The sequence below is a fragment of the Streptomyces sp. NPDC033180 genome (assembly GCF_055577645.1).
Window position 1 is genome coordinate 84,256 of sequence record NZ_JBVIPU010000018.1, and the last position, 24,733, is coordinate 108,988.

General features: G+C 70.5%; 22 protein-coding genes and 1 tRNA gene. 6 read left to right on the forward strand and 17 right to left on the reverse strand.

Annotation, left to right across the window (positions count from 1 at the left end; translation table 11 throughout):
• Nucleotides 1–54 precede the first annotated feature (54 nt).
• Entirely contained in the window at nucleotides 55–2,562 is a 2,508-nt protein-coding gene (locus tag ACZ5WE_RS33860; protein ID WP_467689374.1) for an ABC transporter permease, read from the reverse strand.
• Between the two features lie 107 nt (nucleotides 2,563–2,669).
• Entirely contained in the window at nucleotides 2,670–3,440 is a 771-nt protein-coding gene (locus tag ACZ5WE_RS33865; protein WP_367042677.1) for an ABC transporter ATP-binding protein, read from the reverse strand.
• Nucleotides 3,441–3,828: 388 nt separating this feature from the next.
• Here ACZ5WE_RS33865 and ACZ5WE_RS33870 point away from each other — a divergent pair.
• Nucleotides 3,829–3,911, forward strand: a tRNA-Leu gene (locus ACZ5WE_RS33870).
• 6 nt (nucleotides 3,912–3,917) lie between these two features.
• Here ACZ5WE_RS33870 and ACZ5WE_RS33875 read toward each other — a convergent pair.
• Nucleotides 3,918–5,570, reverse strand: a complete 1,653-nt coding sequence (locus ACZ5WE_RS33875; RefSeq protein WP_467689372.1) for an IclR family transcriptional regulator domain-containing protein — start codon at nucleotides 5,568–5,570, stop codon at nucleotides 3,918–3,920.
• Nucleotides 5,571–5,750: 180 nt separating this feature from the next.
• On the opposite strand from ACZ5WE_RS33875, the gene ACZ5WE_RS33880 reads away from it, so the two are divergent.
• The 3 genes from ACZ5WE_RS33880 to ACZ5WE_RS33890 all read left to right on the forward strand — a co-directional run bounded on the left by ACZ5WE_RS33880 (nucleotide 5,751) and on the right by ACZ5WE_RS33890 (nucleotide 9,360).
• On the forward strand, nucleotides 5,751–6,929 hold the full coding sequence (locus tag ACZ5WE_RS33880) for a 4-hydroxybenzoate 3-monooxygenase (RefSeq protein WP_467689370.1): 1,179 nt from the start codon (nucleotides 5,751–5,753) through the stop codon (nucleotides 6,927–6,929).
• A 53-nt stretch (nucleotides 6,930–6,982) separates the two neighbouring features.
• Nucleotides 6,983–8,380 (forward strand): MFS transporter, encoded by a 1,398-nt coding sequence (locus ACZ5WE_RS33885; RefSeq protein WP_467689368.1) that lies wholly within the window; start codon nucleotides 6,983–6,985, stop codon nucleotides 8,378–8,380.
• A gap of 65 nt (nucleotides 8,381–8,445) precedes the next feature.
• Nucleotides 8,446–9,360 carry a Bax inhibitor-1/YccA family protein gene (locus ACZ5WE_RS33890; RefSeq protein ID WP_467689366.1) on the forward strand — a complete coding sequence of 305 codons (915 nt, stop codon included), beginning with the start codon at nucleotides 8,446–8,448 and terminating at the stop codon, nucleotides 9,358–9,360.
• A 129-nt stretch (nucleotides 9,361–9,489) separates the two neighbouring features.
• Here the strand turns inward: ACZ5WE_RS33890 and ACZ5WE_RS33895 are convergent, their stop codons facing one another.
• Entirely contained in the window at nucleotides 9,490–9,720 is a 231-nt protein-coding gene (locus ACZ5WE_RS33895) for a DUF4287 domain-containing protein (RefSeq protein WP_361832622.1), read from the reverse strand.
• A gap of 132 nt (nucleotides 9,721–9,852) precedes the next feature.
• Between ACZ5WE_RS33895 and ACZ5WE_RS33900 the strand changes: the two genes are divergently transcribed.
• On the forward strand, nucleotides 9,853–10,134 hold the full coding sequence (locus ACZ5WE_RS33900; protein ID WP_469157316.1) for a hypothetical protein: 282 nt from the start codon (nucleotides 9,853–9,855) through the stop codon (nucleotides 10,132–10,134).
• Between the two features lie 27 nt (nucleotides 10,135–10,161).
• On the opposite strand, the gene ACZ5WE_RS33905 is transcribed toward ACZ5WE_RS33900, so the two are convergent.
• The 3 genes from ACZ5WE_RS33905 to ACZ5WE_RS33915 all read right to left on the reverse strand — a co-directional run bounded on the left by ACZ5WE_RS33905 (nucleotide 10,162) and on the right by ACZ5WE_RS33915 (nucleotide 14,503).
• On the reverse strand, nucleotides 10,162–10,971 hold the full coding sequence (locus tag ACZ5WE_RS33905) for a hypothetical protein (protein ID WP_467689805.1): 810 nt from the start codon (nucleotides 10,969–10,971) through the stop codon (nucleotides 10,162–10,164).
• A gap of 252 nt (nucleotides 10,972–11,223) precedes the next feature.
• Nucleotides 11,224–12,444 (reverse strand): acetyl-CoA C-acetyltransferase, encoded by a 1,221-nt coding sequence (locus ACZ5WE_RS33910; protein WP_467689362.1) that lies wholly within the window; start codon nucleotides 12,442–12,444, stop codon nucleotides 11,224–11,226.
• Between the two features lie 1,033 nt (nucleotides 12,445–13,477).
• Complete coding sequence (locus ACZ5WE_RS33915; protein WP_467689360.1) at nucleotides 13,478–14,503, reverse strand: SGNH/GDSL hydrolase family protein; 1,026 nt, start codon at nucleotides 14,501–14,503, stop codon at nucleotides 13,478–13,480.
• A 149-nt stretch (nucleotides 14,504–14,652) separates the two neighbouring features.
• Between ACZ5WE_RS33915 and ACZ5WE_RS33920 the strand changes: the two genes are divergently transcribed.
• A complete protein-coding gene (locus tag ACZ5WE_RS33920) occupies nucleotides 14,653–16,044 on the forward strand; it encodes a cystathionine beta-synthase (RefSeq protein WP_467689358.1) in 1,392 nt (463 codons plus the stop codon).
• Between the two features lie 310 nt (nucleotides 16,045–16,354).
• Here ACZ5WE_RS33920 and ACZ5WE_RS33925 read toward each other — a convergent pair whose 3' ends face one another.
• The 10 genes from ACZ5WE_RS33925 to ACZ5WE_RS33970 all read right to left on the reverse strand — a co-directional run bounded on the left by ACZ5WE_RS33925 (nucleotide 16,355) and on the right by ACZ5WE_RS33970 (nucleotide 24,639).
• Nucleotides 16,355–16,954, reverse strand: coding sequence for a short chain dehydrogenase (locus ACZ5WE_RS33925; protein WP_467689356.1), 600 nt, complete (start codon nucleotides 16,952–16,954; stop codon nucleotides 16,355–16,357).
• Nucleotides 16,955–17,066: 112 nt separating this feature from the next.
• Nucleotides 17,067–17,681, reverse strand: coding sequence for a hypothetical protein (locus ACZ5WE_RS33930; protein ID WP_467689355.1), 615 nt, complete (start codon nucleotides 17,679–17,681; stop codon nucleotides 17,067–17,069).
• A gap of 38 nt (nucleotides 17,682–17,719) precedes the next feature.
• The gene (locus ACZ5WE_RS33935; protein WP_467689353.1) at nucleotides 17,720–18,322 is read right to left on the reverse strand and encodes a TetR/AcrR family transcriptional regulator; all 603 of its coding nucleotides are present in this window, start codon (nucleotides 18,320–18,322) and stop codon (nucleotides 17,720–17,722) included.
• A 43-nt stretch (nucleotides 18,323–18,365) separates the two neighbouring features.
• Entirely contained in the window at nucleotides 18,366–19,151 is a 786-nt protein-coding gene (locus tag ACZ5WE_RS33940) for a phosphodiesterase (RefSeq protein ID WP_467689351.1), read from the reverse strand.
• Nucleotides 19,152–19,279: 128 nt separating this feature from the next.
• A complete protein-coding gene (locus ACZ5WE_RS33945) occupies nucleotides 19,280–19,702 on the reverse strand; it encodes a hypothetical protein (RefSeq protein ID WP_467689349.1) in 423 nt (140 codons plus the stop codon).
• Between the two features lie 10 nt (nucleotides 19,703–19,712).
• On the reverse strand, nucleotides 19,713–21,152 hold the full coding sequence (locus ACZ5WE_RS33950; RefSeq protein ID WP_467689347.1) for a purine-cytosine permease family protein: 1,440 nt from the start codon (nucleotides 21,150–21,152) through the stop codon (nucleotides 19,713–19,715).
• Between the two features lie 53 nt (nucleotides 21,153–21,205).
• Nucleotides 21,206–22,141: an ABC transporter substrate-binding protein gene (locus ACZ5WE_RS33955; RefSeq protein WP_467689803.1), complete on the reverse strand. Its 936-nt coding sequence runs from the start codon at nucleotides 22,139–22,141 to the stop codon at nucleotides 21,206–21,208.
• Between the two features lie 20 nt (nucleotides 22,142–22,161).
• On the reverse strand, nucleotides 22,162–22,833 hold the full coding sequence (locus ACZ5WE_RS33960; protein WP_467689346.1) for an ABC transporter permease: 672 nt from the start codon (nucleotides 22,831–22,833) through the stop codon (nucleotides 22,162–22,164).
• Nucleotide 22,834: 1 nt separating this feature from the next.
• Nucleotides 22,835–23,482, reverse strand: a complete 648-nt coding sequence (locus ACZ5WE_RS33965) for an ABC transporter permease (RefSeq protein WP_467689344.1) — start codon at nucleotides 23,480–23,482, stop codon at nucleotides 22,835–22,837.
• Nucleotides 23,479–24,639, reverse strand: a complete 1,161-nt coding sequence (locus ACZ5WE_RS33970; protein WP_467689342.1) for an ABC transporter ATP-binding protein — start codon at nucleotides 24,637–24,639, stop codon at nucleotides 23,479–23,481. The genes ACZ5WE_RS33965 and ACZ5WE_RS33970 overlap by 4 nt, the downstream gene beginning before the upstream one ends.
• Nucleotides 24,640–24,733 lie beyond the last annotated feature (94 nt).

The window sequence follows — 24,733 nt, forward strand, 5'->3', positions numbered from 1 at the left end:
GGGGCCCCGGGCGGCGATCGCCCGGGGCCCCACTGGTTCACGTACCGGCCGGTGCTACTCGGCCTTGATCGCCATCAGCGGGTTCAGCTTGGCCGCGCTGCGGGCCGGCCACATCGCCGCGAGGACGCCGACCAGGCCCGCGATGCAGAGGAAGATCGCGATGCGGCCGAGCGGGATCTCCATGGAGTACGTCTTCAGCGTGCCGGAGATGCTGTTGCCCGCGACCCAGCCCATGAAGAGGCCGAGGCCGATGCCGAGCAGCGCGCCGAACAGGGAGATGATGACCGCCTCCAGGCGCACCATCTGCTTGACCTTCGCGCGGTCGAGGCCGATGGCCCGCAACATGCCGATCTCGTGCTTCCGCTCGAAGACCGACATGGCCAGGGTGTTGATGACGCCGAGCACCGCGATCAGGATGGCCATCGCCAGGAGGCCGTAGAGCATGTTCAGCATCATGTTGATCGCGCCACCGATCTCGTTGCTGATCGCGTCCTTGTCCTGGATCTTCAGGGCGGGGTTGTCACCCAGGGCCTTGACGATGGAGTCCTCGGCCTTGGCGGAGGTGCCGCCCTCCATCTTCACCAGGACCTGCTGATCGGTGATCTTGGACATGTGCGCGTCGACCACGGCGAGCGGCGTGAACAGGCCGTCGATCATCTCGTTCTGCTCGTAGACGCCGGCGATCCTCAGCTTGACCGTCTTGTCGTCGTCGAACGTCACCGGGACGGTGTCGCCGGTCCTGAGGCCCTTCTTGTCCGCGGTCTTCTTGTCCAGGAGCGTGGAGTTTCCGCGCAGACCCGCGAGCGAGCCGCTGGTGAAGTCCAGGCTCGCCACCTTGCCGAAGTCCTTCGCGTCGACGCCGGTGACCTGGCCGTACGAGCCGTCGAGCTCGCCGTAGGTGGTGCGCAGCGGGCTGCTCGCCTCGACGTCGGGGAGCTTGTCCAGCTTCTCGCGGACCTCGGGGGTCAGCGGCTCGTAGTTCGCCATGGAGACGGTGTAGTCGGCCTTCAGGGAGTCCGCGGCCATCTTGTTGATGGCGCTGCTCATGGAGGTCGCGACCACCGTCATCGCCGTGATGAGGGTCAGGCCGATCATCAGGGCCGCGGCGGTGGATGCCGTGCGGCGCGGGTTGCGCACGGAGTTGAGCCGGGACAGCTTGCCCGGGACGCCGAAGGGCTTCAGGAGCGGGGCCGACGCGGCGATGAAGGGGCGCGACAGGAGCGGCGTGAGGACGATGACGCCGACGAGGATCGTCGCGGCGCCGCCGGACATCACGTAGTTGTCGTCCATGAACATCATGACCGTGCCGATGGCGACGATGATCGAGCCGATGGTGTTGCGGACGATCAGGCCACGCGCGGTCGGCGTCGCGTGGACGCTGTTCATCGCGGCGACCGGCGGGATCTTCGCGGCGCGGCGGCCCGGCAGCCAGGCGGCCAGCATGGTCACGACCACGCCGATGATCAGGGCGACGCCGATCGTGAGCGGGGCGATGACGAGCGGTCCGTCGGGCAGCGAGGCGCCCGCGGAGTTCATCAGGGACTCCAGGCCGACGGCCACGCCGATGCCGAGCGCGAAGCCGGTCACGGCGGCCACCAGGCCCACCAGGAACGCCTCGATGAGCACGGAGCGCGTCACCTGACGGCGCGAGGCGCCGACGGCGCGCATCAGGGCCAGTTCCTTGGTCCGCTGGGCGACCAGCATGGTGAAGGTGTTGGCGATGATGAAGATGCCGACGAAGAGCGCGATGCCGGCGAAGATCAGCAGGACCTGGCTCATCGAGCTGGTCTGCTGCTCGATCATGCGGTCCTGGTCGGACTTGAGCTCGGCGCCGGTGACGGCGTCCGTGTCCTTCGGCAGGATCTTGTCGATCGAGTTCTTGAGCGCCGTCTCGGAGGTGCCCGCGGCGGCCTTGACGTCGATCTCGTCGTACTCGGTCTTGCCGAGGACCTTCTGCGCGGTGTCGTTGTCGAACACCACCAGACTGCCGCCCGCCAGGACGCTGCCGTCCTCGGTGTCGAAGACGCCGCTGATCTTCGCCTTCTTCACCGGTCCGTCGGTGGAGTAGCGGACGGTGTCGCCGATCTTGTAGCCGGTGCGCTCGGCGGTGCGGGAGTCGAGGGCGATGTCACCGGCGGACTTCGGGGCGGCGCCCTTGGTGAAGTCGTAGCGCGGGTCCTTGCCGTCCTTGCCCGGGAAGTAGTTGGCGCCGGAGGTGCCCCACTCGCCGCCCACCAGCTTGCCGTCCTTGTCGGCGAGCGCGGTGAAGCCGGTGACGCCGGCGATCGCGGAGTCGGCTCCGGGCAGGCCGTCCGCCTTCTTGAGCAGGGAGTCGGTCAGGCGCGGCTTCTGCTTGGTCTCGTCGTCCTCGCCGCCGAACTGCTGGATGGCGACGGAGACGTGGTCGAAGCTCTTGGCCGACTTGTTCTTGTAGGCGTTGCCGAAGGTGTCGGTGAAGACCAGGGTGCCGGAGACGAAAGCGACGCCGAGCATGACGGCGAGCACGGTCATCAACAGCCTGGCCTTGTGCGCGAGCACGTTGCGCAGGGCGGTACGGAACATGGGTGTGAGTCCTGGTGGAAGAGAGGGTGGCGCCCGAAGGGGCGCGGGGAACTGCGCGACCAGCCACGACGTACCCGCAGGCAGCGCCTACGGACGTCGCACGGCGGTCAGCTGGTCCGTCCCTTGGCGTCGAAGTGCTTCATCCGGTCAAGGACCCCGTCGGCCGTCGGCCCGTGCATCTCGTCGACGATCCGCCCGTCGGCGAGGAAGATCACACGGTCCGCGTACGAGGCGGCCGCCGGGTCGTGGGTGACCATGACGACGGTCTGGCCCAGTTCGCGTACGGAGTTGCGCAGGAAGCCGAGGACCTCGGCGCCCGAGCGCGAGTCCAGGTTTCCGGTCGGCTCGTCGCCGAAGATGATGTCGGGCTGCGAGGCCAGCGCGCGGGCCACGGCGACGCGCTGCTGCTGGCCGCCGGAGAGCTCGGTGGGCCGGTGCTTGAGCCGTTCCGCCAGGCCGACCATGGAGATGACCTGCTCCAGCCACTGCTTGTCGGGCTTGCGGCCCGCGATGTCCATCGGCAGCGTGATGTTCTCCAGGGCCGTCAGCGTCGGCAGGAGGTTGAAGGCCTGGAAGATGAAGCCGATCTTGTCCCGGCGGAGCTTGGTGAGCTGCTTGTCCTTGAGGGTGGACAGCTCGGTCTCGCCGATCCGCACGGAGCCGCCGCTGAAGCTGTCGAGCCCCGCGACACAGTGCATCAGGGTCGACTTGCCGGAGCCCGACGGGCCCATGATCGCAGTGAACTCGCCCTGCCGGAAGTCGACGGAGACATGGTCCAGGGCGACCACCTGGGTCTCGCCCTGTCCGTACACCTTGGAGAGATCCGTGGCGCGTGCGGCCACCGCGGTGCTGCGGGCGGCGAAGGGGGTGGTGGTCACGGGGCGGTGCTCCTGTCGGGACGACGAGTGGGGACGTACTCCATCGTCCTTGCGGATCCGAGCCGTGTAGTCAGCCGCTGTTCCGGTTCCGGGGGCCCTCTGCAGTCGGACTCCGGGCGCCCGTGTCATACCTGGGGATGACCCCGGCCCCTGAGACGGGTACCACCCGCCCAGTGCCCCGCGGGCTGGGCGGAGACGGTGAAATTCCGTCATTCCGTCACGGAGGCCGCACAGCGGTGGAAGGGCCTGCGGCATGTACCGATGGGCCGTACCGGTGGCTGATGCACCCTCAGACGTCAATAAAATAAGACAACATCGGGCTGTTGTTCCGCTGTTCGGGGGACGCCTCCCGATAGGGTCGAATCACTTGATGCGGAGCCCATGGCCTGCCCGGATGGTGGAATGCAGACACGGCGAGCTTAAACCTCGCTGCCCCTAGCGGGCGTGCCGGTTCAAGTCCGGCTCCGGGCACCTCCGCTAAGACGTCGGCGGGTACTTCCGCCAAGGCATCAGCGCGCTGTTGAAGCGTGCCGCCGTGTGCAGATCCGCCTCGATCGCCGCCGCCGTCTCGCGCAGTGCGGGCAGCAGCGCCCCGACGGTCTCCTTGAGCGGGGCGGTGCCCGCGTGCTGGGCCACGTTCAGTGCGGCGACCACGCGCCCCTCCGCGTCCTCGATCGGTACGGCGACCGAGCGCAGACCCTCCTCCAGCTCCTCGTCCGCGGTGGCGTAGCCGGCGGCGGCGGCCCGCTCCAGGACGCGGTGCAGGTCCGCCGGGTCCGTGACGGTGTGCCGGGTGAGAGGGCGGGGCGGGGCGGCCTTCAGGAGCCGCGAGCGGTCCTCCTTCGGGAGCCCGGCGATCAGGACCCGGCCCATGGCGGTGGGGTAGGCGGGGAAACGCGTGCCGAGCGTGATGTGGACGCTCATGACGCGGACCGTCGCCGCCCGCGCCACGTACAGGATGTCCGTCCCGTCGAGCACCGTCACCGATGCCGACTGGTGGACCCGGCCCGTCAGTTGGCGCAGGTGCGGCTCGGCGATGTCGGCGAAGCCGAGGCGGGAGAGGCGCGCGTAGCCGAGCTCCAGGATGCGGGGGAGCGGGCGGTAGAGGCGGCCGTCGTGCGCGGCGTACCCCTGGAGCTCCAGGGTGTGCAGGCAGCGGCGCGCGGTGGCCCGTGGCAGGCCGGTGGCGGCGGCGATCGCGGTGAGCGGCAGGCCGTCGCCGCGGGCCCGGCCCAGGGCACGCAGGACGCCGAGGCCGCGGGCGAGCGACTGGAGGAAGCCGGGGCCGAGTTCGGCCTTCGCCTCGACGGCGTCCAGCGGCTGACCGGGCGTCAACTCGGCTTCTTCGTACGGCGATGTGGCGGGCGGAAGGGACTCCAGGTACGCGGCTTCAGCCCGCAGGCGTGGCAGCACGAGCTCCGCGAGGCCTCGCGCCGTGTGCCGGCTGGTGTGGCTCACCGCGGACAGGGCGTACCGGGCGCGGCCCGCCGCGTCGCGCACCGGGACCGCCGTCGCGATCAGGCCCGGCTCGATCAGCTGGTCGTCAAGGGCCCAGCCCGTCACGCGCGAGCGCTCCACACGGCCCGCGAGATCCGGGGGCAGGGGCACGGGGCCCGGTGGCAGCGCGGGAAAGGCGTCCCCCGAGGGGTCGGCGGCCGTGCGCGCCCGCCACGCCGCCCACGCCGCCTCGTCCCACTCGGCGGCGAAGAGCGCTCCGGGCGCGCACCGTTCGGCGGGGAGCAGGTCGCCGATGTGGAAGGCCACCGACATCGCGCGGCGCCGCGCGGCCTGCGTGACGAAGCGGACGCCGTCGCCGTCCGGCACCGCGAGGGACACCGACTCGTCGAGGTCGTCCGCGAGCCGTGCGGTGCGGGCCGCGACCTCGCCGCTCAGCCCGCTCGCCGCGAGGTAGGCGTTGCCGAGCTCCATCAGGCGGGGCGTGAGGTGGAGTTCCTGGCCGTGCTCGCGTACGTGACCGAGGCGGGCCAGGGTCGCCACGACCCGGTCCACCGTCGAGCGGGCCAGGCCGGTCGCGCGCACGAGGTCGCCCGCCCTGACCTGCTCGGCGACCGCGAGGGCGCGAAGCACCGCGAGGCCGCGCTCCAGGGGGCGTACGGACTCTTCTGGCATGGCGCCGCTCCTCGCACGGGTGGAACACGGTGGATCACGGGCGGAATTGGCTGCCCCGGAACCGTTGACAGCCGCTGGGTCCGGTCGGAGACTCCCGTCAGCACATTATGAACGAAAGTTCACCAGACGAACAAGTCGATGGTCGAATGTCGACTGTCGAACAAGTGGAGGGGTCGGCCGATGCGCACCACCGTCGGAATCATCGGAGCCGGACCGGCGGGCCTGCTCCTCGCCCGCCTGCTGCACAACGCCGGCATCGATTCCGTCGTCCTGGAGACCCGCGACCGCGCCTACGTCGAACAGCGCCAGCGCGCCGGGATCCTGGAGCAGGGCACCGTCGACATCCTGCGCGAGGCGGGCGCCGCCGCACGCATGGACCGCGAGGGCATCCCGCACGACGGCATCGAGCTGCGCTTCGACCGCCGCAGGCACCGCGTCGACTTCCCCGCCCTGACCGGCGGCAGGTCCGTGATGGTCTACGCCCAGACCGAGGTCTGCAAGGACCTCATAGCCCTCCAGCTCGCCGCCGGTGGCCCGTTGCTCTTCGAGGCCGAGGCGCTCGCCGTCGAGGGCGCCGAGACCGAGAGCCCGCGCGTCCGCTTCCGTCACCAGGGGCGTGAGGACGTCCTGGAGTGCGACTACGTGGTCGGCTGCGACGGCTCCTGGGGCGTGGCCCGCAAGGCCGTGCCCGCCGACGTTTCGCGGGTCTTCGAGCGGACGTACCCCTTCGGGTGGCTCGGCATCCTCGCCGACGTACCGCCCTCGCACGACGAGCTGGTCTACGCCCGCCACGACCGAGGCTTCGCGCTCCTGTCCATGCGCTCGCCGACCGTCACGCGCGCGTACCTCCAGGTCCCCGCGGGCACCGACGCCGCCGACTGGGGCGACGAGGAGATCTGGGACGAGCTGGACCGCCGGCTTGAGACGGACGACCCCGCCTGGACGCTCAAGCGCGGACCCATCACCTCCAAGTCCGTCACCCCCATGCGCAGCCACGTCCACGAGCCCATGCGGCACGGACGTGTCTTCCTCGCCGGGGACGCCGCCCACATCGTCCCGCCCACCGGCGCCAAGGGCCTCAACCTCGCCGTCGGCGACGTCGTCACCTTCGCCCGCGCCCTCGTCGAGTACCGCGAGACCGGCTCCGACGCCCGCCTGGAGGCCTATTCCGCGACCTGCCTGCGCCGCGTCTGGCAGGCCGAGCGCTTCTCGTACGCCATGACCACGATGCTGCACCGCGCCCCCGAAGCCACCCCCTTCGACGACCGCATCCAGCTCGCTCAGCTGGACCGCATCACCACCGCACGCCCGGCCGAGACCGACCTCGCCGAGAGCTACACGGGCTTCCCGCTCCACTGAGCCCGCCGTGAAAACCCCGTCCCCACCAGGTCCCACAAAGAAGTGAGAGCCCCGTGACCGCTCCCCAAGGTGCCGCGCCCCAGCGCACCTTCAGATCCGTAGCCCCTGTCATAGCCCTGTGCTGGCTCGTCGTCTTCTTCGACGGCATGGACGTCAACATCTACGGCGCCGTGATGCCGCACCTCATCGACGACGAGGGCTTCGGCTTCACCGCGTCGACCGCGGGCACCATCGGCTCCTGGACCACCTTCGGCATGCTCATCGGCGCCCTCGGCTGCGGCACGCTCACCGACTGGATCGGCCGCAAGCCGATGGTCACGGGCAGCGTCGCGCTGTTCTCGCTGGGCTCCGCGGTCTGCGCGCTCGCGCCCACCGCCGCCGTCTTCGGAGGCGGCCGTTTCATCGCCGGGCTCGGGCTCGGCGGTCTGATGCCGATCAGCCTCGCGATCGTCGCCGAGTTCGCGCCGCCGCGCAGAGCCGCGCTCGCCACCGGCCTGATGATGACCTCGTACCACGCCGGCGGCATGGCGGCCACGGGCCTCGGGCTCTGGCTCGGGCCCGACCACGGCTGGCGCGTCGTCTTCTGGGCGGGCGTGATCCCCGCGGCCGTGGCCATCCCCCTCGTACTGAAGTGGCTGCCCGAGTCGCCCGGCGTGCTGCTCGCCAAGGGCCGTGCGAGCGAGGCCGAGGCCGTCGCCGCCCGTTACTCGCTGCCGGCCCCGACGCTCGACGAAGCCCCCGAGGCGGGCGCCAAGGGCCGCTTCGCCGCCGTCGCCTCGCTCTTCACCCCGGGGCAGCGGCTCGCGACCCCGCTCCTGTGGCTCGCGTCCTTCGCCGGTCTGCTGCTCGTCTACGGGGTCTCCACCTGGCTGCCCGAGCTGATGCGCGCCTCCGGGTACTCCCTCTCCTCCTCCGTCACCTTCCTCATGGTGATCAACGCGGGCGGCATCGTCGGCATGCTCGTCGCGGGACGGGCCGCCGACAAGTTCGGCGCCGTACGCATCTCCGCGATCTGGTTCCTGCTCACCGCCTGCGGCGCCTCCCTGCTCAAGGCGGAGCTGCCGCTCGGTATCGCGTACGTGATCGTCTTCGTCACCGGCATCTGGCTCTTCTCGGCGCAGGTGATGGTCTACGCCTCCGCTCCTTCCGTCTACACGCCCGCCCAGCGCGCCACCGGGCTCGGCTGGATCACCGGCGTCGGGCGTACGGGTGCGGTCGTCGGACCGTGGCTGGGAGGTGCCGTCGTCTCCGGCGGAAACGCGTCCCTCGGTTTCACCACGTTCGCCGTGGCCGCGGTGCTCGGAGCCGTCGCGATCTCGCTGGTGCCACTCGTCCGGCGCAGCCGCCGCACCGCGGCCGACGAGGGTGTGTCCCCGGCCCCACCGGGAACAGAGAGCATCGGGCGAGACGTTCTTGGTCACAAGGAGGGAAAGATCCTCCCCAAGCACTAGGGTCTTCCTTTTGCCTACGCATTACTCTTGACCCAAAGCCACGCCGGTGGCCATGGAGGAGTGAAATGAGGAGCAGCAACCCGGTCTTCTCGCGACGGGGGTTCAGCCGCGACAACGGCTACGCGGGCTTCGGCACGCAGCCGCAGGCCGGGGGACCCGCCGTGGGGACGCAGACCCAGCAGGGCAACCCGTACGCGGGTGCCGGCCAGCAGGCGCCCACCAATCCGTACGCGACGAACCCGTACGCCCAGCAGGACCTGCAGCACGGTGCCCCCCAGGCGCCCGTAACCACCGCCGGCCGTATGACGATGGACGACGTCGTCATGCGTACGGCCACCACACTCGGCACGCTCCTGGTGACGGCCGCCCTCGCCTGGGCGCTGCTGCCGGTGGACGACGCCAACATCAGCAAGTCGTACGGCATCGCGATCGGCGCGGGCCTCATCGCGATGGTGCTCGGCCTGGTGCAGGCCTTCAAGCGCAAGGCATCGCCCGCGCTGATCCTGACGTACGCGGCCCTGGAAGGTGTCTTCCTCGGCGTCGTCTCCAGCGTCGTCGACAACCGCATCGCGGACGGCGCGGCCATGCAGGCCGTGCTCGGCACGATGGCCGTCTTCGCCGGTGTCCTCGTCGCCTACAAGGCGGGCTGGATCCGCGTCAACCGTCGCTTCTACGGCTTCGTGATGGCCGCCGCGATGGGCTTCCTGCTGCTGACCGCGGTGAACCTGCTGTTCATGGTCTTCGGCGGCGGTGACGGCCTCGGCTTCCGCAGCGGCGGTCTCGGCATCGTCTTCGGCATCGTCGGCATCCTGCTCGGCGCGTGCTTCCTCGCCCTGGACTTCAAGCAGGTCGAGGACGGCATCGCGTACGGCGCCCCGAAGGAAGAGGCCTGGCTCGCGGCGTTCGGTCTGACGATGACGCTCGTCTGGATCTACCTCGAGTTCCTGCGTCTGATCGCCATCCTGCAGGGCAACGACTGACGCGGCTGACTCTCGGCCGAACCAGCCGAACCAGCCGAATCAACGAAGGGCCCCGCGGAACATCCGTTCCGCGGGGCCCTTCGCCGTTGTCTGTGAGGTTGCAGGTTGTGTGTGAGGGGGACAGGGGAGTCAGAGCAGCTTGCGCGCGGCCCGCCGCAAGTCGTACTCGTGAATGATTGCCTTGGCGTGCCCATAGGCCAGGTTGTGCTCCGCGCGGAGCCAGCTGACCTTCTCCTCGAAGCGGAAGAGCGAAGGGCCTTCGTCAACGGCGCGGATCCAGTCGGAGATCTCACGACCGGTGCAGTGGGGGATTCGGGCGATCAGGTTGCGGTGGGTCTCCTCGGAGAAGACTTGGGACATCGGCGCCTCCGGACGCGTCGCGATGTGTTCCGTCCTTCACGCCACCGTGCCTGAGCGTTGGGACGTTGGCAACAGTCCCGCCCGGGCGCATAAGGTCGCCGGGTGCTTGATACGACGCCTTTGACGGCCGCAGTGGACCAATTCGCCGACCGCTTGCGGGCCGCCCCGCAGAGTCGCCTGCAGCGGGGGGCGGCGACCGAGGCGCTCGCTCTGGCCAGGGAACTGGCGGCGTGGGCGCAGCGGATCGAGGTGCCGGACGCGGAGCCGAGGGAGATGCCGGACGCCGGGATGTTCGCGGCGGCCGACCAGATCACGGTGGCGGGGCGGGATTTGGCCCTTGTGCTGGAGGATTCCGGTCAGCTCGCGGAGGCGCTGATCCTCGTGGAGAAGGCGCAGAAGCGCGCCGGGGTGTGACCCCGGCGCTCGCCGGGGCCGCTTCGGTCAGACCGAGGCGATGACGCGGTCCGCCAGGATGTAGACGTTCTCGGTGCCGCACTCGAAGGTCAGCGCGTAGGCACCGGAGACTCCGGAGCCGCCGAGCAGGACCGGGGTGTGGCCGTCGCGCAGGGCGTCGGCCAGCAGCTCCGCGGTCTCGCGGTGGCCCGGGGTCATGCAGAGCGTCGTACCGTCCGCGAAGACGTAGACGTCCAGCGTGCCGAGCGGGCCGGGGCGGACGTCGGCGAGCGCCGTGCGGGCGTCGGCCAGTTCCTCAAGACAGGCGACCGTGCGCTCGTGGTCGCCGTTGACGGGGGACTGGACCGGGACGAAGTCCGGGTGCGAGGGGTGGCGGCGGCGGGCCGCGGCCAGCTCCGGGGAGTCGGCCGCGAACTCGTCGGCCGGATCGCCGTACGGCTCGATGACCGGTTCCAGGCTGTCCGCCTCCAGGCCCGAGAAGTCCGCCTGGCGGGGCAGGAACAGCTCGTCGGCCATGTCGGAGAGGCCGGGCAGGCCGCTGAGCAGGGAGGGCGCGTCCGAGGCATCACGGGCTTCCTGGGCGGCCCAGAAGGCCCGCGCCTCGGCCAGCTCGCGCTCCCGTTCCTCGGCGAGGGCCTCGGCGACAGCCGTGCGTATCTCGTCGGTGTCCCCAGTGGTGCGGGCGGCGGGCACGGTGGCGTGCGCGGTGGCCGGCCGGTTCTGGGCCAGCTCGGTGCGCAGCGACGTGATCTGCTTCCGAAGCCCGTGCACGGCGTGCAGGGCGGCTGCACCCACGGCCGTGGCAGCGGCCGTGGAGAGCAGCAAGGCAAGAGGCATGGCGCTCACTGACGTACTCCCGGTTTCAAGTCGACCCCCGACTTCCTACATCAGCTTGAAGCCTGCACGATCCACCTGTCAGTGCATTACGTCACGAATTGGACAGGTCTTTCGGCCCGGTGCTTAACCGCAGATGTGCTCTGACCTGGGCATATGCATCTCCCCCAGGAGATAGGTCACATCCTGGGGGAGATTGAGTCACGAATCAATGGAGACGCGGGGGATTCGCAGGTGGCAACAGGTACCGAAGGGTCAGCTGAGGCGCTCGATGACCATGGCCATGCCCTGGCCGCCGCCGACGCACATCGTCTCCAGACCGAACTGCTTGTCGTGGAACTGGAGGCTGTTGACGAGGGTGCCGGTGATGCGGGCGCCGGTCATGCCGAAGGGGTGGCCGACGGCGATGGCGCCACCGTTGACGTTCAGCTTGTCGAGCGGGATGTTCAGGTCGCGGTAGGAGGGGATCACCTGGGCGGCGAAGGCCTCGTTGATCTCGAAGAGGTCGATGTCGTCGACGGTGAGACCGGCGCGGGTCAGGGCCTGCTTGCTGGCCTCGACCGGGCCGAGGCCCATGATCTCGGGGGAGAGGCCGGTGACGCCGGTGGAGACGATGCGGGCGAGCGGGGTCAGGCCGAGCTCGCGGGCCTTGGTGTCGCTCATGATCACGAGGGCGGCGGCGCCGTCGTTGAGCGGGCAGCAGTTGCCGGCGGTGACGAGGCCGTCGGGGCGGAAGACGGGCTTGAGGCCCTCGACGCCTTCGAGGGTGACGCCGGCGCGGGGGCCGTCGTCCTTGCTGACGACGGTGCCGTCGGGGGTGGTGACGGGGGTGATCTCGCGCTCCCAGAAGCCGTTCTTCAGGGCTTCCTCGGCGAGGTTCTGGGACCGGACGCCGAACTCGTCCATGTCCTTGCGGGTGACGCCCTTGGCGCGGGCCAGGTTCTCGGCGGTCTGCCCCATCGCGATGTACGCGTCCGGGATCAGACCGTCCTCGCGGGGGTCGTGCCAGTCGGTGCCCTCAGTCTTGGATACGGCCTCGGTGCGGGCCTCGGCGTCGGCGAAGAGGGGGTTGTGGGTGTCGGGAAGGCCGTCGCTCGACCCCTTCACGCTGCGGGACACCATCTCCACACCGGCGGAGATGAAGACGTCGCCCTCCCCGGCCTTGATGGCGTGCAGGGCCATACGGGAGGTCTGCAGGGAGGAGGAGCAGTACCGGGTGATCGTGCAGCCCGGCAGGTGGTCCATGCCCATCTGCACGGCGACGATGCGGCCGAGGTTGTGCCCCTGCTCGCCACCCGGCAGACCGCAGCCGAGCATCAGGTCGTCGATGAGCTTCGGGTCGAGCTCGGGGACCTTGGCGAGGGCGGCCTCGATGATCGTGGCGGTCAGGTCGTCGGGCCGCAGATCCTTCAGGGAGCCCTTGAAGGCGCGGCCGATCGGGGTGCGGGCGGCGGAGACGATCACGGCTTCGGGCATCGCGGAACTCCTACTGGCGGGGGCGCCCCGGGCGGAAGTGGGTGCGGGGCGCGCGGCTGGCTGACGGGCTCGGGATTCTCGGGACTCCCTGGGAAGTTACCTGCACGTACCGCGGCCAGTCATCGGCCTGGGACTGTGATGCGGGCCGCATTTTTCTAAGCGCTTGCTCAGTCTGGCGGGGCGCCGATGGCAACAGCCCTCAGCCGGGCGGCGGCCTCTGGCGTGCGCAGGGCTCAGTCTGGCGGGGCGCCGATGGCAACAGCCCTCAGCCGGGCGGCGGCCGCGGCCTCTGGCGTGCGCAGGGCTCTCTCCGGCCCCGCCCCGGCCTGGCGCCGGGAGCACCCCGCCGCGCCGCATGAAACTTCCCCATCCGGGCCCCTGGCGCCGGGCACCTCTGGGGCGGGTGCGTCCCCTGAAGCTGTTGCCGTCGCTGCGCGCCGGCCTTTTCCCCACCCACCCACCCGATCACCCGGCGGTCTCGCTGCGTGGCGGCGCGGCGGGTTCTTCCCGCCCGCACACCGGCTTGCGGGGGCTTGTGGTGCGCCCGCCGCCAGCTAATCGGGCGGATGGGGAGCCTCGGGGCGCCTGCGGGAGGGCCGGCCCGCTGCCGGGTAATCGGGTGGGTGGGAGAGATTCGCCGCGGAGCGGCGGCCCAGTGTGGGACCGCCCGCAGCGCCCCACCGGCATGGTGGCAAACCGGACCCCGCCCACCCCGCTCACCCGCCTCCGGCAGGGCTGCGGCCCGGGGGCGACGGGCCCGCAGCGTCCCACCGGCATGGTGGCAAACCGGACCCCGCTCACCCGCCCCCGGCAGGGCTGGGGCGCGACGGACCCGCAACGCCCCACCGGCCCCGCAGCCTCCGGCAGGGCTGCGGCCCGGGGGCGACGGACTCGCAGCGCCCCACCGGCCCGGTGGCAAACCGGACCCCGCTCACCCGCCCCCGGCAGGGCTGCGGCTCGGGCGCGACGGGCCCGCAGCGTCCCACCGGCCCGGTGGCAGACCCGGCCCCGCATGCCCCCGCCCCCCGAAGGGCTACTGCGGCAGCGGGGACGGGTCCGGGTCCGGGGTGTGGTGGATGCGGCGGCGGCGTCGGCGTTTGAGGAGGGCCCAGGGGCCTCGCGGGCCCGTGGGCATCGCGGCCGCCACCTCCGTGCCGCCCTCCGACGCGGCCTGCGCGGCCGCACGGGCCACCGGCAGGAAGCCCTCCCGGCGCGTCACGTCGGGCCGCTCCTCCTCCGGCCACAGGCCCAGCGAGGCGCACAGCGTCGGCAGCACCGCCATCGCCGCGGTCGCGTACCCCTCCGCGGAGGGGTGGTAGTTGTCGGGACCGAACAGCTCCCGCGGGTTGGCAAGGAACTCGGGGCCGAGCAGGTCCCCGAGCGACACCGTCCGCCCGCCCTGCTCGACCACCCCGATCGTCTGCGCGGCAGCCAGCTGGCGTGAGACACGGCGTGCCATCCAGCGCAGGGGCTGGTAGACGTTCTCCACCGTCCCCAGATCGGGGCAGGTCCCGACCACCACCTCCGCGCCCGCCGTCCGCAGCCGCCGCACCGCCGACGACAGAAGGCGCACGGAGCGCGTGGCGGGCATCCGGTGCGTCACGTCGTTCGCGCCGATCATCACGACGCAGACGTCCGGCGCCCAGGACGAAAGGTCGGACAGGAGCAGCGTCACCTGGCGGTCCAGGTCGTCCGACTGGGCGCCCGGCAGCGCCACGTTCCGCAGCTCCACCGGCCGCTCGGCCACCGCCGAAAGCCCCGCCGCGAGCAGCGCCGCGGGGGTCTGCCTCGCCCGGTACACACCCTGCCCCGCGGCGGTCGAATCACCGAGCATCGCGAACCGCAGGGGTTCAGCGCCCTCCCGGTCCGCGAACCCCCAGCCATAGCGCCCGTCGGCCCGCGGTGGAGCCGGATGCTCCCCGCTGTTCCCGACGGACCGCTTCGCCAGCTGGACCTCCGCGAGGACCACTCCGACGGCCGCCGCCCCGAGCAGCCCGATACCTCCGCCGCCGTAAGCCGCGCCCGCGGCGATCCGCCGCGCCACCCTCGCCCTCGACATGCCCTGCAGCCACCTCCTCGTACCGCCCTACATCAACTCATTGCCCCGTAAGGACGGTCGGCCAATCGCAAGCGGAGGTGAACGACTGAACGGGAGCCTTACGCTGACGACACCCATTCGTCGCACTACATCGCAGCCCGGAGACAACGGTGCAATTCCACGACTCGATGATCAGCCTCGTCGGCAACACCCCGCTGGTGAGGCTCAACAACGTGACCACGGGCATTCAGGCGACCGTCCTGGCCAAGGTCGAGTACTTCAACCCCGGCGGTTCCGTGAAGGACCGCATCGCGCTGCGCATGATCGAGGCGGCCGAGCAGAGCGGGGAGCTCAAGCCCGGCGGCACCATCGTCGAGCCGACATCCGGCAACACCGGGGTCGGGCTCGCCATCGTGGCCCAGCAGAAGGGCTACAAGTGCATCTTCGTGTGCCCGGACAAGGTGTCGCTCGACAAGATCAATGTGCTGCGGGCCTACGGCGCCGACGTGGTCGTCTGCCCCACGGCCGTCGACCCCGAGCACCCGGACTCGTACTACAACGTCTCCGACCGCCTCGTGCGCGAGACGCCCGGCGCCTGGAAGCCCGACCAGTACAGCAACCCGAACAACCCCCTTTCCCACTACCACTCCACCGGCCCCGAGCTGTGGGAGCAGACGGAGGGGAAGATCACCCATTTCGTGGCCGGCATCGGGACCGGCGGCACCATCTCCGGGACGGGCGGGTATCTGAAGGAGATCTCCGAGGGCGGCGTCACCGTCGTCGGCGCCGATCCCGAGGGTTCCGTGTACTCCGGCGGCTCCGGGCGGCCCTACCTCGTCGAAGGCGTCGGTGAGGACTTCTGGCCGACGGCGTACGACCGCAATGTGACCGACGAGATCATCGCGGTGTCCGACAAGGACTCCTTCCAGATGACGCGGCGCCTGGCCAAGGAGGAGGGGCTCCTCGTCGGCGGCTCCTGCGGGATGGCGGTCGTGGCGGCGCTTCGGGTCGCCGAGCGGCTCGGGCCCGACGACGTCGTGGTCGTGCTGCTGCCCGACTCGGGCCGCGGATACATGAGCAAGATCTTCAGCGATGAATGGATGAACGACTACGGGTTCCTGGAGCAGGCAGGCGACGCGCCTCGCGTCGGTGACGTACTGCGCCGCAAGGAGGGTGGCGAGCTGCCCTCACTCGTCCACATGCACCCGGAGGAGACGGTCGGCGAGGCCATCGACGTACTGCGTGAGTACGGCGTCTCGCAGATGCCCATCGTCAAGCCGGGCGCGGGCCACCCGGACGTGATGGCGGCCGAGGTCATCGGCTCCGTCGTCGAACGCGAGCTTCTGGACGCCCTGTTCGCACAGCGCGCCTCGCTCTCCGACCCGCTGGAGAAGCACATGTCGGACCCGCTGCCGCAGGTCGGCTCCGGCGAGCCGGTCGCCGACCTGATGTCCGTGCTCGGCGGCGCCGACGCGGCGATCGTCCTGGTCGAGGGCAAGCCGACCGGTGTGGTGAGCCGTCAGGACCTGCTGGCGTTCCTGGCGGAGCAGCAGGGCCACTAGCCGCCAGGTGTGCCGTGAGCCGTGGGAGCCGCCGCGCGTGCGCGCGGCCGTGGGACGAACTTCGCGGAAGTGGTACGAGCGCGACACGTCCGCGCAGCACCCGCTTAACACGGCTGCGGCACATTGGTGGTTGTCGGCGTACAGGAACTCCGGAGCGGCTCCCGGACCTCTGAACGCCCGGACCTCGGCCCGGTCCTGACCCGGCCGAAGTCCCCCGCGGGGACCGCCGTCGTCCCGCCCCCTGGGAAACCGGGGGTGCGGCGGTCCCCGCGCATGAACTTCGTACACGTTCCACAGCAGTGACGGGGCGTCACTTCGCTGCCGGTTCCACCACCAGGCCCCGCGCCGTCCCCTCGATCAGCCCGACGTACGCGTGGACGACCTCGGCGACCGGCGTCCCCTGCGCCCCGTCGCGCCCCATCTTCTCCAACGTCTCCGACACCCACCCCGGGCTCACGGAGTTCAGCCGGATACCGCGCGGCATCTCGGCCGCGGCGACCGGCACGAAGTGGCCGAGTCCTCCGTTGACGAGGGCGGTGAAGGAGAGGCCCGGCTCGGAGAACGTCGAGATGCCGCTCGTGAGGGTGAGCGAGCCACCGTCCTTGAGATGGCGCGCGGCCCGGCGGGTGAGGTGCACCTGGCCCAGCATCTTGCCTTCGAGCCCCCGGAAGTAGTCGTCGTCGGACGAGGCGTCGATCCGCGCGATCCGCCCGCTTCCCGCGGTCGCGACGACCGCGTCCACGGCACCGACTCCGGCGAACAACGCGTCGATCGACTCGGGTTTCGCCAGATCCACCGTGACGGGCCCTCGCCGAGAGGCCTGGACGACTTCGTGGCCCCCGCCCGTCTCCAAAGCGTCGGCGAGGGCGGATCCGATGGTGCCGGTGGCACCTATGACGACGATTCTCACAGGGGTCCCACTTCCTGGACGGGGCGTTCGGGGGCCCCAGGTTCGCGGGGAGGGCGGCGGAGCGTCCAATACCGGTTCTCATAACCCGGAGGCATGATCGCTCGCCCCGGTGTCAGCTGAAGTCAGTTCCGCCGATCGCGTCGTCTCGCCGGCCGTCTTCCGTCGCGGCGGGTCGGCCGAGGCCTTCCGGCACCCCGTGCGCGAGGACCAGCTTCAGGAGCAGTACGGCCGGCAGCCAGTCGAGCCCGGGAGGGGAGTCGACGTAGGCCGCGACCATGATCCCGGTGACGACGAAGGCGAGGGCGGCCGGCCGCTTGAGCTGCTCGTCCGCGAGGTCCACGGCGATCGCGCCGGTGAGGGCCCAGGCGTACCAGAGCAGCCCCCACCACCAGGCGCCGCCCGGTATCACCAGGGCGATCAGAACCGGCTGGAAGTGGACGGCCGTGAAGCCCACCGGGTGGTGGAGGAAGCGGGCGAACACCGAGTCGGTGCAGGTGAGGGGGGAGTGGTAGAAGCGCTTGGCGCTGTCAAGGCCGTTGGCGACGACGCCACCGGCCAGATCGTGGACGAGCAGGACGCCGACGAGCCACTGCCACCAGGACCAGCCGAGACCTCGTCCGCCGACCACCAGCGCGCAGATGCCGAACACGGAGACCGCGTAGGCGAGTCCCCTCTCGACGCGGGTGGCACCGGCGCCAAAGGCCCAGCTCGGCTTGGTCGCTTCCACTGCGGATCCTCCAGGGCTGTTCCTTCAGGGCTGAGCCTTCAGGGGGTCTGGCTCTCGTCGGGTGCGGCGCGGCCCGGCAGGAAGTGCGACAGGGCCGAGAGCGCTTCCCGGGTGTCCAGGTCGGGGTCGAGCATCCGGTGCAGCAGCATGCCGTCGAGCAGCGCGATCAGTACGATCTCGCTGCCGTCCGGTGCGTCCGGGTGAACGCCCTTGAGCCAGGACCGCAGTCGGGCCCTGGTCTCGGTGAGTGACTCCCGCAGTACCTCGCCGAGCAGGGGCTCACGGGCCGCGCCCGCGATCAGCTCGACCGTCAGCCGGGCGGTTCTGCCGTCGTGCGGGGCGGACAGCAGCTCGATCAGCTTGGAGTGCGCCTCTTCGAGCGTCGTGGTCGTGCTGAGCTGCTCGGTCACCGGGTCGAAGACCTGCTCGCCGGCACGGCGGGCGATAGCCGCCTTCAGTGCCGGAAGCCCGCCCCAGTAGTAGTGGATCAGGCCGAGGTTGGCGCCCGCGCGCTCGGCGACGGAACGGGTGGTGACACCGGGCCAGCCGTCCCGCGCCAGCAACTCCACGCCGGCGTCGGCCAACTGCTCGCGCCGGCGTTCGCCGCGCGGTGAAGTCGGCCGGCCGGCTGAGTTAGTCATGTGACTAACCTAGCGCCGCGTCGGTGATCTGTCCGCCGCTTTGTCAGTACCCCTGGATCTGTGCCGCCGCATGGCTCACCTGTGCCGTGTGTGTGACCCAGCCCGTGGCCGTTCGCAGGTGGAGTTGGAAGGCTGTCGGCTCGGGTGCGTAGCCCATGGGGCGGTCCGTGCTCAGGGCGAGGGAGCTCTGGAGGTACGTCGACGGGGCGGTCGACAGGGTGGTGCCCGCGTAGGCGCCGGTGATCGGGCGGTGGACGTGGCCCGCGAGGACCCGGGCCACGTGGGGGTGGCGGGCCAGGACCTCCGTCAGGGCGTCGGCGTCGTCGAGGCGCATGCCGTCCAGGTACGGGATGCCGATGTCCGCGGGCGGGTGGTGCAGACAGACCAGGGCGGGGAGCTCGGGGCGGGCCGCCAACGTCTCGTCGAGCCAGCCGAGTTGGGCATCGCCGAGGTGGCCGTGTCCGGCGCCGGGCACGTTCGTGTCCAGGGCGATCAGTGTGAAGTCGGCGTACTCGACGGCGTAGCGCGTGGACCGGGTGCCGCCGAGCTGAGTCTCGCCGCCGAACGTCTTGACCAGGGCCGCCGGATCGTCGTGGTTGCCGGTCGTCAGGTGCAGGGGCAGCGGGAAGCCCGCGATGAGTTCACGCAGCTGCTCGTACTCGTCGGGGCGGCCGTGTTCCGTGAGGTCGCCGGTGATCACGACGCAGGTGGGCCGGGGTTCGATGGCCAGGACGCGGGCGAGCGCGCGGCGCAGGCCGGCTGCGGGCGCGGCGGCCAGCGCGCCGGTGGTGAGGTGCGGGTCACTGAGGTGTGCGACGGAGGCGGTCATGCGGGAACGGTCCGCCTACGGGCGGGAGTCGCGCCACCGGTCCTGCTCAGAGCAGAATCCGCGGGATCCGTGAATCCGCGGAATCCGCGGGGATCCGTGAATCCGCCCAGTCGCCCGGAACCGCTGCCTCAGTCGTCCCACTCCGACTTGCGACCGCGGTCCCTGCCGCGCCCGAAGCTCATGCCCCGCATCGAATGCACCGCGTTCACGCCGACGATGCCGCCCCAGGCGACGAAAAGGCCCGGCAGGTCCGCGTTCACCACGCCGATCGCCGAGAGCGGGATCGCGAGGATCAGCGAGACGATGCCGAAGCCGAAGCGCTCGCCCCAGGAGTCCACGGCGCTGCTCGGCGCGCGGGAGCCGCGGGCGACGACCATCTGCTGCTCGGCCATGTGCCGGCGCATCCGCCGGTCGATGGTGCCGTCCAGGCGCTGCTCGACCTTGCCGAGGAAGGAGTCGACCAGCGCGGACTCATACTCTTCGCCCAGCTCTCTGCGGGCATGCAGAGTGGCGTCGAGTTCCTTCTTGAGTTCGGCGTCACGGGTGTCCATGGTTTTTACGTTACGCAGCCGATGTCGGCCTGACAGTGGGGCTATCCCCCCTTTTTCCCCGGCTCCCCTCTTCCTGGTCCCCCGTCGGGATGTGCGACGTGTCGCGGCGGGCGAGGAGCCAGTACAGGGCCGCCGGTACGACCAGGCCCACGATCCACGAGATGTCGGCGCCGCCGAGCGGCTCCACCAGCGGCCCGGTGTAGAAGTGCGTCACCAGGAAGGGCAGCTGGGCCAGGAGCCCCACTCCGTAGACCGTCAGCGCGTCCCAGCGCCAGGCTCCGTAGCGGCCGTGCGGGTCCGAGAGCGCCGGGATGTCGTAGCGCTCCTTGGAGATCAGGTAGTAGTCGACCAGGTTGATCGCGGACCACGGCGTGAAGAACGTCAGCAGGAACAGCAGGAAGTCCTTGAAGGACGTCAGGAAGCTGTCCTTGCCGAGCAGCGCCACCACCGTGCCCGCGACCATGATCAGGGCGATGTACGCCGTCCTGCCGCGCGGCGAGAGTGTCTTCTGACCCCGGAATCCGCTGATGCTGGTCACCATCGACATGAAGCCGCCGTAGGTGTTGAGCACGTTGATCGTCAGCTTGCCGAGTGCGATCACGAAGTACAGGAAGGACGCGATCAGGCCCGTGCCGCCCAGGCCGACCACGTATCCCACCTGGTTGGCGAGGAACGCCTCACCCGCGCTCGCCGCCACCAGCACGCCGAACGTCATCGACCACTGCGAGCCGAGCGCCGAACCCGACAGGGTCCACCAGAAGGTGGCACGCCCCGACGTCGTACGCGGCAGATAGCGCGAGTAGTCCGCGACGTAAGGGCCGAAGGCGAGCTGCCAGGACGCCGAGAGCGAGACGGCGAGCAGGAACATCGGCAGGTCGAAGTGCGCGTCGTTCAGGAGCGCCGACAGGTCCACGCGGTCCAGGAGGCGGATGCCCAGGTAGATGAAGGCCAGCGCGCAGATCACGCTCGCCACCCGGCCGAGGACGTGGATCACGCGGTAGCCGATCGCCGCCACCACGGCCGTGACCACCGCGAAGATGATGATGCCGGTGGTGTCGTTCGTGTGCGTGAGCTGGGCCGTGGCCTGTCCTGCGAGGACGCTGCCGCTGGCGAAGAAGCCGACGTACATGAGGATGACGAGCAGGAGCGGTACGACGGCGCCGCGCACCCCGAACTGGGCGCGGGACTGGATCATCTGCGGCAGGCCGAGCTTCGGCCCCTGCGCGGAGTGCAGGGCCATCACGGCGCCCCCGAGCAGATTGCCCAGCAGCAGGCCGGTCACCGACCACACCACGTCGCCGCCGAAGACGACGGCGAGCGCGCCGGTGACGACCGCGGTGATCTGGAGGTTGGCGCCGAGCCAGAGGGTGAACTGGCTGAACGCGGTGCCGTGCCGTTCGTCGTCGGGGACGACGTCGATGGAGCGCCGCTCCACGAGAGTGTCTGCCATGATCCGGTGAACTCCCTGCTTGCTGAGCTGTTTATGCGGGCCGAGCGGGCGAGCTACTTCTTCTTGATGCCGTTGCGCGCCGCCCAGTCGTCCGCGACGTCCTCGGGATCCTTCTTGTCCTTGTCCACCAGGCGGTTGAGCTCGGTGAGGTCCTTGGTGGTCAGGGCGTTGCCGAGGCGCGCGAGCGCCTTGCGGACCGTCGAGTCGGCCTTGCGGTCGGCGATGAGCGGGACGATGTGCTGGCCGGGGATGAGGTTCTTGGGGTCGGTGAGCACGACCCACTTCTCGGCGATGATGTCCGTGTCGGTGGTGAAGAGGTTCGCCACGTCGACGTCGCCCTTCTTCAGAGCGCCCTTCACCAGCGGGCCCGAGGAGTCGAGAGACTTGAACTCCTTGAACTCGACGCCGTACACGTCCTTGAGGCCGACCGAACCCACCGTGCGCTTCTTGACCTCGGGAGCGGCGCCGATGACGAGCTTGCCGTTGTGCTCGGCCAGGTCGGCGAGGGTCTTGAGGCCGTACTTGTCGGCGGTCTCCCGCGTGACGGCGAAGGCGTCGGAGTCCTCGGCCCTGCCGTAGGGGAGGATCTGCAGGCCGCGCGGCAGCGCCATGGCGAGGGCGTTCTGCATCTCGCCCTCCTCGGTGACCTTCGACTTGGTGTCGAGGTAGTGCAGGAGGGCGCCCTGGTACTCGGGCAGCAGGTCGATGTCGCCGCCCTTGAGGGCGGGGATGAGGATCTCGCGGGTGCCGAGGTTGGGGCGGACGGTCGTCTTCACGCCCTCCGCTTCCAGGGCGGCGGCGTAGAGGTAGCCGAGCACCTGGTTCTCGGTGAAGTTGGCGGTGCCGATGGTGACGCCGTTCTTGCTGGAGCCACCGCCCCCGCCGCCGGATCCGCCCCCGTCGAGGGAGGTGATGCCGCCGCTGCAGGCGGCGAGCGCGGGCACGGAGGCCGCGGCGAAGAGTCCGCCGAGGGCGGTCCTGCGGTTGATGGAAGCCATCTTGCTTGCTCCTAGGCCGACTTGGCGGGGCGGTGGCGGAAGAGGGCGCGCTGCAGTGCGGAGAGCGCGAGGTCGAGAACGACGGCGACGACCGCGACGAGCACGGCGCCGCCGAGCACCTGCACGAGGTCGCGCTGGGCGAGCCCGTCGAAGACGTACCGGCCGAGCCCGCCGAAGGAGACGTACGCGGCGATGGTGGCCGTCGCGACGACCTGGATGAGCGCGAGGCGGAGCCCGGTCATGATCAACGGGAGCGCGAGGGGCAGTTCGACCTGGAAGAGGACCTGGTGCCAGCGCATGCCCTGGCCGCGCGCGGCGTCCCGTACCTCCGGGTCGACGGCGGTCATGCCCGCGTAGGTGTTGGTCACGATGGACGGCACGGCGAGGGCGACGAGCGCGATGTAGACGGGCCACATCGAGAGTCCGCTGGCGAGGAAGACCAGCACGACGAGCCCGACCGTGGGCAGCGCGCGCCCGAAGCTCGACAGGTTGATGGCGAGGAAGGCGCCGCGCCCGGTGTGCCCGATGAGCAGCCCGAGCGGCAGCGCGATCGCGGCGGCGATCAGGGTCGCGAGCAGCGAGTACTGGAGGTGCTCGACGAGGCGGTGCCCGATGCCGTCGGGCCCGGCCCACTGCTCGCCGCTGACCAGCCAGGCGCCGAGGTTCTTGAAGAGTTCGTACATGTCACGCGCTCCTCTTGCGGCGGGTCCAGGGAGTCAGGACGTACTGGAGGGTGACGAGCAGCGCGTCCGCGACGAGCGCGAGCAGCAGGGTCAGGACCACGCCGACGATGACGGGGGTGGGGAAGTTGCGCTGGAACCCGTCCGTGAAGAGCTGTCCGAGACCGCCGTCGCCGATGTACGTCGCCACGGAGACGAGGGAGATCGCCATGACCGTCGCGATCCGCACGCCCGCCATGATCACCGGCAGGGCGAGAGGGAGTTCGACGGTGAGGAGGGTGCGCAGCGGCCGGGTGCCCATGGCCTTCGCGGCTTCCTTCGTCTTCGCCGGGACGGAGTCCAGACCCTCGACGGTGTTCCGCAGGAGCACGACGAGCGTGTAGATCGTCAGGCCGATGACGGTGGTGGTGCGGGTGAGCCCGCTGACCGGCAGGAGCAGCACGAAGATCGCGATGGACGGGATGGTGAACAGGACGTTCGACAGGCCGAGGAGCAGGCCGCGCAGGGGGCGCACGCGGTGGGCGACGACGGCCAGGGGGAGCGAGATGAGCAGGCCGAGGAGTACGGAGGTGAGGGCGGCCTGGAGGTGGGAGAGGGTGAGAGTGGTGAGGTCGTCGGTGTGGTCGGCTATCCACGACCAGTCGACGGTCATGCGGGACGCTCCGCTGTGGTGGCGGCGGCGTCCGTGCCGCCGGTGCCTTCCTCGCGGCGCGATTCCGTCTGCCCACTGCCGTTCACCGGCGAATGCCGGTCGGATGTGGTTGCTCGCGCAGTTCCCCGCGCTCCTGACGGGGCGCTGCCTGCCCGGTCGTGGATGTCGTCCCGCGATGTCACCCCGGTCAGGATGCCGTTCGCGTCGACCCGGGCCACCAGGCCCGTCGGTGCGGAGAGCGACTCGTTGAGGGCGGAGAGGAGGGAGTCGGTGTCGCGCAGGGGACGGATGGGGAGGTCATCGGCCGCTCCGTCCACGTGCCGCCACGAGACAGGGGCTCCCGCCGCGTCCAGCCGCAGCGTCCACGCGCCGCCCTCCGGGGCCGGGGCCTGCGGGACGTCCGCCAGCGTCGTCAAGGAGAGCAGCTTCAGGCCGCGCTCGGCGCCCAGGAAGTCCGCGACGAAGTCGTCAGCCGGGCGGGCCAGGAGCTCGGCGGGGCTCGCGCACTGCACGAGGTGGCCGCCGGTGCGGAAGACGGCTATGCGGTCGCCGAGCCGGACCGCCTCGTCGATGTCGTGCGTGACGAAGACGATGGTCTTGTTCAACTCCCGCTGCAGGCGCAGGAGTTCGTCCTGGAGCTGAGTGCGGACCACGGGGTCGACCGCGCCGAACGGCTCGTCCATCAGGAGTACCGGCGGGTCCGCGGCGAGCGCACGCGCCACGCCGACGCGCTGCTGCTGGCCGCCGGAGAGCTGATGCGGGTAGCGCTTCCCGGCGTCGGCGTTGAGGCCGACCGTCTCCAGGAGCTCCGCCGCCCGCGCCCGCGCCTTCCCGCGGCCCCAGCCGAGCAGCAGCGGCACGGTGGCGATGTTGTCCAGGACCGTGCGGTGCGGGAAGAGCCCGGACTGCTGGATCACGTAACCGATGGAGCGGCGCAGCTCGGCGGCGTCCTGCTCCAGGACGTCCTTGCCGCCCACCCTGATCGTCCCTGAGGTCGGATCGACCATCCGGTTGATCATGCGGAGCGTCGTCGTCTTGCCGCAACCGGAAGATCCGACGAGGACGGTCACGCCCCCTTCCGGCATCTCAAGGGTCAGGTCATGGACCGCGGTTGTGCCGTTCGGGAAGCGCTTGTGGACCGTATCGAATTGGATCATGAGGAGTCCCTTGCCCGGCTGTATATCGTCATGCAGAGTTCTCGTTGACTGAATAGATTGTCAATAGCTTGTCCACGCCCCGGCGTAAATCACT